Annotated in this window: 11 protein-coding genes and 1 tRNA gene; all 12 read left to right on the top strand. The window is 62.9% G+C overall.

Going from position 1 to position 7,750, the window contains the following annotated elements:
* A partial coding sequence (locus RR928_RS23310; RefSeq protein ID WP_332684433.1) for a S1 RNA-binding domain-containing protein occupies positions 1–270 on the top strand: 270 nt, incomplete at its 5' end.
* Between the two features lie 122 nt (positions 271–392).
* The gene (locus RR928_RS23305; RefSeq protein ID WP_332549801.1) at positions 393–1,379 is read left to right on the top strand and encodes an NAD(P)H-quinone oxidoreductase; all 987 of its coding nucleotides are present in this window, start codon (positions 393–395) and stop codon (positions 1,377–1,379) included.
* A gap of 2 nt (positions 1,380–1,381) precedes the next feature.
* Positions 1,382–2,137, top strand: a complete 756-nt coding sequence (gene tpiA, locus RR928_RS23300; RefSeq protein ID WP_332539077.1) for a triose-phosphate isomerase — start codon at positions 1,382–1,384, stop codon at positions 2,135–2,137.
* Positions 2,138–2,175: 38 nt separating this feature from the next.
* Entirely contained in the window at positions 2,176–2,541 is a 366-nt protein-coding gene (secG, locus tag RR928_RS23295) for a preprotein translocase subunit SecG (protein ID WP_332539075.1), read from the top strand.
* Positions 2,542–2,662: 121 nt separating this feature from the next.
* Positions 2,663–2,747: transfer RNA gene (locus tag RR928_RS23290), tRNA-Leu, on the top strand.
* Between the two features lie 77 nt (positions 2,748–2,824).
* Positions 2,825–3,184: an NADH-quinone oxidoreductase subunit A gene (locus tag RR928_RS23285; protein ID WP_332539074.1), complete on the top strand. Its 360-nt coding sequence runs from the start codon at positions 2,825–2,827 to the stop codon at positions 3,182–3,184.
* 23 nt (positions 3,185–3,207) lie between these two features.
* Entirely contained in the window at positions 3,208–3,687 is a 480-nt protein-coding gene (locus RR928_RS23280; RefSeq protein ID WP_175504774.1) for a NuoB/complex I 20 kDa subunit family protein, read from the top strand.
* A gap of 10 nt (positions 3,688–3,697) precedes the next feature.
* The gene (locus tag RR928_RS23275) at positions 3,698–4,306 is read left to right on the top strand and encodes an NADH-quinone oxidoreductase subunit C (protein WP_332539073.1); all 609 of its coding nucleotides are present in this window, start codon (positions 3,698–3,700) and stop codon (positions 4,304–4,306) included.
* A 27-nt stretch (positions 4,307–4,333) separates the two neighbouring features.
* On the top strand, positions 4,334–5,587 hold the full coding sequence (locus RR928_RS23270) for an NADH-quinone oxidoreductase subunit D (RefSeq protein WP_332539072.1): 1,254 nt from the start codon (positions 4,334–4,336) through the stop codon (positions 5,585–5,587).
* Entirely contained in the window at positions 5,584–6,075 is a 492-nt protein-coding gene (gene nuoE / locus RR928_RS23265; RefSeq protein ID WP_332539070.1) for an NADH-quinone oxidoreductase subunit NuoE, read from the top strand. Before RR928_RS23270 ends, nuoE begins: the two co-directional genes overlap by 4 nt.
* Entirely contained in the window at positions 6,072–7,430 is a 1,359-nt protein-coding gene (gene nuoF, locus RR928_RS23260) for an NADH-quinone oxidoreductase subunit NuoF (protein WP_332684429.1), read from the top strand. Before nuoE ends, nuoF begins: the two co-directional genes overlap by 4 nt.
* A gap of 15 nt (positions 7,431–7,445) precedes the next feature.
* Positions 7,446–7,750, top strand: a 305-nt coding sequence (locus RR928_RS23255) for a 2Fe-2S iron-sulfur cluster-binding protein (RefSeq protein WP_332684427.1), incomplete at its 3' end; no start/stop codon positions are given.

Here is a 7,750-nt window from a genome sequence, read left to right as displayed (position 1 = left end):
CTGCTGCACATCAGCCAGATCGCCCACGAGCGCGTCGAGAACGTCAATGACTACCTGCGCGAAGGCCAGATCGTCAAGGTCAAGGTCATGGAAACCGACGAAAAGGGCCGCGTCAAGCTGTCCATGAAGGCCCTGGCCGAGCGTCCCGCAGGCGAGCAGCGCAGCGACCGTCCGGCTCCCGCCGAGCGCCGCGAGCCGCGCGAGCAGCGTGATTCGCGCGAGCCCCGTGCGCCGCGTGCCAATGACCAGCAGCAGCAACAGCAGCAATAATCCGCTGCTCCGCTGAGAAATCGGCCTCCGTCATGGGAGGCCGATTTTTTGGTTTCTGCCAGGCCCGTAACTGCGGCTGCAGTTGACGCCCGAATTCCTTTCCCTTTTTCGTGAGATTGCCCATGCGCGCTGTCGAAATCACATCCCCCGGAGGCCCTGAGGTTCTGCGGCTGACCGAGCATCCGGCCCCCGTGGCCGGTGCTGGCGAGTTGCTGATCCGGGTTGCGGCCAGCGGCATCAACCGTCCCGACGTGCTGCAGCGCAAGGGCCGTTACGCTCCGCCTCCGGGCACTTCGGAGCTGCCCGGCCTCGAAGTTGCCGGCGTGGTCGAAAGCGGCGATGCCCAGGCCATGGCGGCTGCGGGCCTCGCGGTCGGCGACCGTGTCTGCGCGCTTGTGGCCGGTGGTGGTTACGCCGAGTATTGCGTCGCTCCCGTGGCGCAATGCCTGCCCGTTCCCCAGGGCCTGTCGGATGTCGAGGCGGCTTCGCTGCCCGAGACCTATTTCACCGTCTGGAGCAATGTGTTCCAGCGCGGCGCGCTGCAACCGGGCGAGACGCTGCTGGTGCAGGGCGGCAGCAGCGGCATAGGGGTCACCGCGATCCAGCTGGCCAAGGCCTGGGGCGCGCAGGTGATAGTCACCGCGGGCACCGATGCCAAGTGCGACAACTGCGTCGCGCTGGGCGCCGACCACGCAATCAACTACGCCACCCAGGATTTCGCGGCCGAGGTGATGCGCATCACCGAAGGCCGGGGCGTGGACGTGATCCTCGACATGGTCGCCGGCGATTACGTGGCACGGGAAGTCAACTGCCTCGCGGAAGACGGGCGGCTGGTGATCATTGCGGTGCAGGGCGGCGTCAAGGCCCAGTTCGATGCGAGCCTGGTGCTGCGCCGGCGCCTGGTGATCACGGGCTCGACCCTGCGTCCGCGTCCCGTGGCCTTCAAGGGCGAGATCGCCAAGGCCTTGCGCGAGAATGTCTGGCCCTGGCTGGAATCGGGCAAGGTGCGCCCGGTGATCTTTCGCCAATTCGCCGCCGAAGAAGCCGTGCAGTCGCATGCGCTGATGGAATCGAGCGAGCACACCGGAAAAATCGTTTTGACATGGTAATCATGAAGAAAAAACTCATCGTCGGAAACTGGAAGATGAACGGCAGCCTGGCTGCCAATGCCGCGCTGATCGCCGCGCTCAAGGATGGCCTGGCCGCGCAGTCGGGTGACTCCGGCTGCGGCGTCGCGGTCGCCGTGCCCGCGCCGTATCTGGCGCAGGTCCAGGCGCTGGTCGACGGCAGCCGCATCGCGCTCGCGTCGCAGGACGTGTCGCAGCATGCGGTCGGCGCCTTCACCGGCGAGACTTCGGTGGAAATGTTGCGCGAATTCGGCGTGCGCTATACGCTGGTGGGGCACTCCGAGCGCCGCCAGTACCATGGCGAGACCGATGCGGTCGTGGCCGCCAAGGCGCAGCGCGCGCTGGCCGCGGGCATCACGCCCATCGTCTGCGTGGGCGAGACGCTTGCCGAGCGTGAAACCGGCGAAACCGAGAACGTGGTCAAGCGCCAGCTCGCGGCCGTGGTGCACGCGGTTGGCCATTGCGTGACCGAACTGGTCGTGGCCTACGAGCCCGTCTGGGCCATAGGCACCGGCCGCACGGCCACGCCCGAGCAGGCGCAGGAAGTGCATGCGGTGCTGCGCGCCCAGCTGGCCGCGGCGACCACCCATGCCGACGGCATTGCGCTTTTGTATGGCGGCAGCATGAACGCGGCCAACGCCGCGCAACTGCTGGCCCAGCCCGATATCGATGGTGGTCTGGTGGGCGGCGCGGCGCTCAAGGCCGCCGATTTCCTGCAGATCATTGCCGCCGCCGACTGAGGCGCTGCACTTTTATTGTTAGTTGAGGAGTTGAAGAAATGAATGCATTTGCAAGCGTGATCCTGGCCATCCAGATGTTGACCGCACTGGCCATGATCGGCCTGATCCTGATCCAGCACGGCAAGGGTGCCGACATGGGTGCGTCGTTTGGCGGCGGCAGCTCGGGCAGCCTGTTCGGTGCCTCGGGCAGCGCGAACTTCCTGTCGCGCACGACGGGTATCCTCGCCGCGGTGTTCTTCGTCGCGACCCTGGCGCTGGCCTATATCGGCAACCACCGCGCACCGACCACGGGCAGCGTGCTCGAAGGCGCAGCGGTGAGCGTGCCGGTTCCTGCGGCTGGCGATGCTCCCGCAGCGGTGCCCGCAGCACCGGCCGAAGGCGCGGCGCAGATTCCAACCAAGTAATTGGAAAATTCTGAGAAATCTCTTTTAGTAGGGGTTTTTCAGAGTAGAATACTTAGATTGTCCGGGAGGTCAAAGTCTTACAAGACACCTCTAGCTTCCCGGAAGAAAAGATTGAGACGAAGCCGTCGTGGTGAAATTGGTAGACACGCTATCTTGAGGGGGTAGTGGCGAAAGCTGTGCGAGTTCGAGTCTCGCCGACGGCACCATAATATATGCAAAGCCTGCCCAGATGATCAGGCTGTGATCGTGCTGGGCGTGCCTTTGAAGAAGGTATGAGCCCCAGATGAACATCGATCAGTATCTCCCCGTTCTTCTGTTCATCCTGGTGGGTGCATCCATCGGCATCCTGCCTCTGGCATTGGGCTATCTGCTTGGCCCCAATCGTCCGGACGCCGCCAAGAATTCCCCCTACGAATGTGGCTTTGAAGCCTTCGAGGACGCACGTATGAAATTCGACGTGCGCTACTACCTCGTGGCCATCCTGTTCATCCTGTTTGATTTGGAAATCGCTTTTCTCCTTCCTTGGGCAGTGTCGCTCCAAGAAGTGGGTCTGGCAGGTTTCGCCGCTGTCGTGATCTTTCTGGCCATTCTGGTCGTCGGCTTTGCCTACGAGTGGAAAAAAGGTGCGCTGGACTGGGAATGACCGGTATTCAATAAGGAAACACGATGATCGAAGGCGTGATGAAGGAAGGCTTCATCACCACGAGCTATGACTCCGTGGTGAATTGGGCCAAGACCGGTTCGCTCTGGCCCATGACCTTTGGTCTGGCCTGCTGCGCGGTCGAAATGATGCATACCGCCGCGGCGCGCTATGACCTGGGTCGTTTCGGCGCCGAGGTGTTCCGTGCCAGCCCGCGGCAATCCGACTTGATGATTGTTGCCGGTACGCTGTGCAACAAGATGGCTCCGGCCCTGCGCAAGGTTTACGACCAGATGTCGGAGCCGCGCTGGGTCATATCCATGGGATCCTGCGCCAATGGTGGTGGCTACTACCATTACAGCTATTCCGTGGTGCGCGGTTGCGACCGCATCGTCCCGGTGGATGTCTACGTGCCTGGTTGCCCGCCAACCGCAGAAGCACTGATCTACGGGATCATCCAGCTGCAGCAGAAGATTCGCCGCACCCATACCATCGCCCGCGTTTAAAGGCTCGATGATGACCGCAATTGCAATTCAGCCCGAAAAACTTCGGGATCTGGTGGCTGCTGCTTTGGGCGATCGCGCCCGCAGCGTGACCGTGGCCCTGGGTGAAGTGACCGTCGAAGTGGCCGCAGCGCATTACCTGCAGGCCATGTCGGTGCTCAAGGACCACGCCGACTGCCGCTTCGAGCAGCTGATCGACCTGTGTGGCATCGACTACTCGGCCTATGCCGAAGTCGGTCGCGACGGCCTGCGCTATGCCGCGGTGTCGCACCTGTTGTCGGTGAGCCTCAACCAGCGCGTGCGCGTGCGCGTGTTCTGCCCGGACGACGATTTCCCTGTCGTGGCTTCGGTCAGCGACATCTGGAACTCGGCCAACTGGTTCGAGCGCGAAGCCTTCGATCTGTTCGGCATCGTCTTCGACGGCCACAACGACCTGCGCCGCATCCTGACCGACTATGGTTTCATCGGCCATCCTTTCCGCAAGGATTTCCCGCTGTCCGGCCATGTCGAAATGCGCTACGACGCCGAACAGCGTCGCGTGGTGTACCAGCCCGTCAGCATCGAGCCGCGTGAAATCACGCCGCGCATCATCCGCGAAGAGAAGTACGGAGGCCTGCATTGAGATGCTTTGCATCTTGAGTAGACGCACATGGCTGAAATCAAAAATTATTCCCTGAACTTTGGACCGCAGCACCCGGCAGCGCACGGCGTGCTGCGTCTGGTGCTTGAGCTCGACGGCGAAGTGGTGCAACGCGCCGATCCGCACATCGGCCTGCTGCACCGCGCGACCGAAAAGCTCGCCGAGCACAAGACCTACATCCAGTCGCTGCCCTATATGGACCGACTGGATTACGTGTCCATGATGTCCAACGAGCACGCCTACTGCCTCGCGATCGAGAAGCTGCTGGGCCTCGAAGTGCCCAAGCGCGCGCAGTACATCCGCGTGATGTTCGCCGAAATCACGCGCCTGCTGAACCACCTGATGTGGCTGGGCTCGCACGGCAATGACTGCGGCAGCTCGACCATCCTGATCTACACGTTCCGCGAACGCGAAGACCTGATGGACATGTACGAAGCGGTCTCGGGCGCGCGCATGCACGCGGCCTATTTCCGTCCGGGCGGCGTCTACCGCGACCTGCCCGAAAGCATGGCCCAGTACAAGGTCAGCAAGGTCAAGAACGCCAAGGCCATCGAACAGCTCAACCGCAACCGCCAGGGTTCGCTGCTCGACTTCATCGACGACTTCACGCAGCGCTTCCCGCATTGCGTGGACGAGTACGAAACCCTGCTGACCGAGAACCGCATCTGGAAGCAGCGCACCGTGGGCATCGGCGTCGTGCCGCCCGAGCGCGCGCTGAACCTGGGCATGACCGGCCCCATGCTGCGTGGCTCGGGCATTGCCTGGGACCTGCGCAAGACCCAGCCCTACGAAGTCTATGGCGACCTGGACTTCGACGTGCCCGTGGGCGTGACCGGCGACTGCTACGACCGCTATCTGGTGCGCGTGGCCGAAATGCGCGAGTCCAACCGCATCATCAAGCAATGCGTCGACTGGCTGCGCGTGAATCCCGGCCCGGTCATCACCGACAACCACAAGGTGGCGCCGCCATCGCGTGAGTCGATGAAGTCCAACATGGAAGAGCTGATCCACCATTTCAAGCTGTTCACCGAAGGCTTCCACGTGCCCGAAGGCGAAGCCTATGCGTGCGTCGAGCATCCCAAGGGCGAGTTCGGCATCTACCTGGTGAGCGACGGTGCCAACAAGCCTTACCGCCTGAAGATCCGCGCGCCCGGCTTCGCCCATCTGGCGACGCTCGATGAGATGGCCCGCGGCCACATGATTGCCGATGCCGTGGCAATCATAGGCACCATGGATATCGTGTTCGGAGAGATTGACCGATGATGACTGAAGCGACTAAAGCGCGCTTTGCGCGCGAGGTGGCCAAGTACCCGGCCGACCAGAAACAATCGGCTGTGATGGCCTGTCTGTCCATCGTCCAGCAGGAAGAGGGCTGGGTCAGCGCCGAGAACGAGGCCATCATTGCCGACTACCTGGGCATGCCCCAGATCGCCGTGCATGAAGTGACCACGTTCTACAACATGTACAACCAGCAGCCCACAGGCAAGTACAAGCTCAACGTCTGTACCAACCTGCCGTGCCAGCTGCGCGATGGCTACAAGGCCTTGCACCACCTCGAGTCCAAGCTGGGCATCAAGATGGGCGAGACCACGCCCGACGGCATGTTCACGCTGCAGCAGTCCGAGTGCCTGGGCGCCTGCGCCGACTCGCCGGTGATGCTGGTCAATGACCGCTGCATGTGCAGCTTCATGACCAATGACAAGCTCGACGAGCTGGTCGACGGCCTGCGCGCCGCGGAAGGTCAAGAATGAGCCGCGCTGCACAAGACGTTCTGGCGCGCTTTGCCGCCACGGGCAACGAGACCTGCTTCCACGACCGCCACATCGAGCCCCAGATCTATGCGGGCCTGGACGGCAGCAACTGGTCGCTCAAGGACTATGTCGCGCGCGGCGGCTACCAGGCCCTGCGCAAGATCCTGGCCCAGGACGGCGGCGAAGGCCTGACCCAGGACCAGGTGATTGCCACCGTCAAGGAATCGGGACTGCGCGGCCGCGGCGGCGCGGGCTTTCCCACGGGCCTGAAGTGGAGCTTCATGCCCCGCCAGTTCCCCGGCCAGAAGCACCTGGTGTGCAACTCGGACGAAGGCGAACCCGGTACCTGCAAGGACCGCGACATCCTGATGTTCAACCCGCACATCGTGATCGAAGGCATGGCCATCGCGGCCTACGCCATGGGCATCACGCTGGGTTACAACTACATCCACGGCGAGATCTTCGAGGTCTATGACCGCTTCGAAGCCGCGCTGGAAGAGGCGCGTGCCGCCGGCTTCCTGGGCGACAACATCATGGGCAGCGCGTTCAGCTTCGAGCTGCACGCCCACCATGGTTTCGGCGCCTATATCTGCGGTGAAGAAACCGCGCTGCTCGAGTCGCTCGAAGGCAAGAAGGGCCAGCCGCGCTTCAAGCCGCCGTTCCCCGCGAGCTTCGGTCTGTACGGCAAGCCTACGACCATCAACAACACCGAGACCTTCGCGGCCGTGCCCTGGATCATCCGCAACGGCGGCCAGGCCTACCTCGAGTGCGGCAAGCCCAACAACGGCGGCACCAAGATCTACTCGGTCAGCGGTGACGTCGAGATGCCTGGCAACTACGAAGTGCCCATGGGCACGCCGTTCTCCAAGCTGCTCGAGCTCGCCGGCGGCGTGCGCAAGGGTCGCACGCTCAAGGCGGTGATCCCCGGCGGCTCGTCGTCGCCCGTGCTGCCCGCCGACGTGATCATGCAATGCACGATGGACTACGACTCGATCGCCAAGGCCGGCTCCATGCTGGGCTCGGGCGCCGTGATCGTCATGGACGATTCGCGCGACATGGTCGAGTGCCTGCTGCGCCTGTCGTACTTCTATTCGCATGAGTCCTGCGGCCAGTGCACGCCTTGCCGTGAAGGCACGGGCTGGCTGTGGCGCGTGGTCCACCGCATTCAGAACGGCCAAGGCCGGCCTGAGGATATCGAGCTGTTGGACTCGGTGTCCGTGAACATCATGGGGCGCACGATCTGTGCGCTGGGCGACGCGGCTGCCATGCCGGTGCGCGCCATGATCAAGCATTTCCGCCCAGAGTTTGAAGCGAAGATCCAGAGCGCTTCCAAACAGACCGCCACGGCGGCCTGATCGCGAGACAAGCATATGGTTGAAATTGAACTGGACGGTCAGAAGGTAGAGATTACCGAGGGCAGCATGGTCATGCATGCCGCCGAGAAGGCCGGTACCTACATTCCTCACTTCTGTTATCACAAGAAGCTTTCCATTGCGGCCAACTGCCGCATGTGCCTTGTGGACGTGGAAAAGGCGCCCAAGCCCATGCCCGCCTGCGCCACACCCGTGACGCAGGGCATGATCGTGCGCACCAAGAGCGAAAAGGCCATCAAGGCCCAGCAGTCGGTGATGGAGTTTCTGCTCATCAACCACCCGCTGGACTGCCCGATCTGCGA

This window comes from Comamonas sp. (assembly GCF_036666375.1).
In the GTDB taxonomy this organism is placed as follows: Bacteria; Pseudomonadota; Gammaproteobacteria; order Burkholderiales; family Burkholderiaceae_C; genus Comamonas.
Note: the sequence above shows the minus strand (reverse complement) of the source record. Positions and strands in the feature narration are given on the sequence as shown.

Bases quoted from the DNA above. Each gene is read 5' to 3' on its own strand.
- RR928_RS23270 (WP_332539072.1), top strand. From the start codon at position 4,334: ATGGCTGAAATCAAAAATTATTCCCTGAACTTTGGACCGCAGCACCCG.
- nuoF (WP_332684429.1), top strand. From the start codon at position 6,072: ATGAGCCGCGCTGCACAAGACGTTCTGGCGCGCTTTGCCGCCACGGGC.
- RR928_RS23280 (WP_175504774.1), top strand. From the start codon at position 3,208: ATGATCGAAGGCGTGATGAAGGAAGGCTTCATCACCACGAGCTATGAC.
- RR928_RS23285 (WP_332539074.1), top strand. From the start codon at position 2,825: ATGAACATCGATCAGTATCTCCCCGTTCTTCTGTTCATCCTGGTGGGT.
- RR928_RS23305 (WP_332549801.1), top strand. From the start codon at position 393: ATGCGCGCTGTCGAAATCACATCCCCCGGAGGCCCTGAGGTTCTGCGG.
- secG (WP_332539075.1), top strand. From the start codon at position 2,176: ATGAATGCATTTGCAAGCGTGATCCTGGCCATCCAGATGTTGACCGCA.
- nuoE (WP_332539070.1), top strand. From the start codon at position 5,584: ATGATGACTGAAGCGACTAAAGCGCGCTTTGCGCGCGAGGTGGCCAAG.
- tpiA (WP_332539077.1), top strand. From the start codon at position 1,382: ATGAAGAAAAAACTCATCGTCGGAAACTGGAAGATGAACGGCAGCCTG.
- RR928_RS23275 (WP_332539073.1), top strand. From the start codon at position 3,698: ATGACCGCAATTGCAATTCAGCCCGAAAAACTTCGGGATCTGGTGGCT.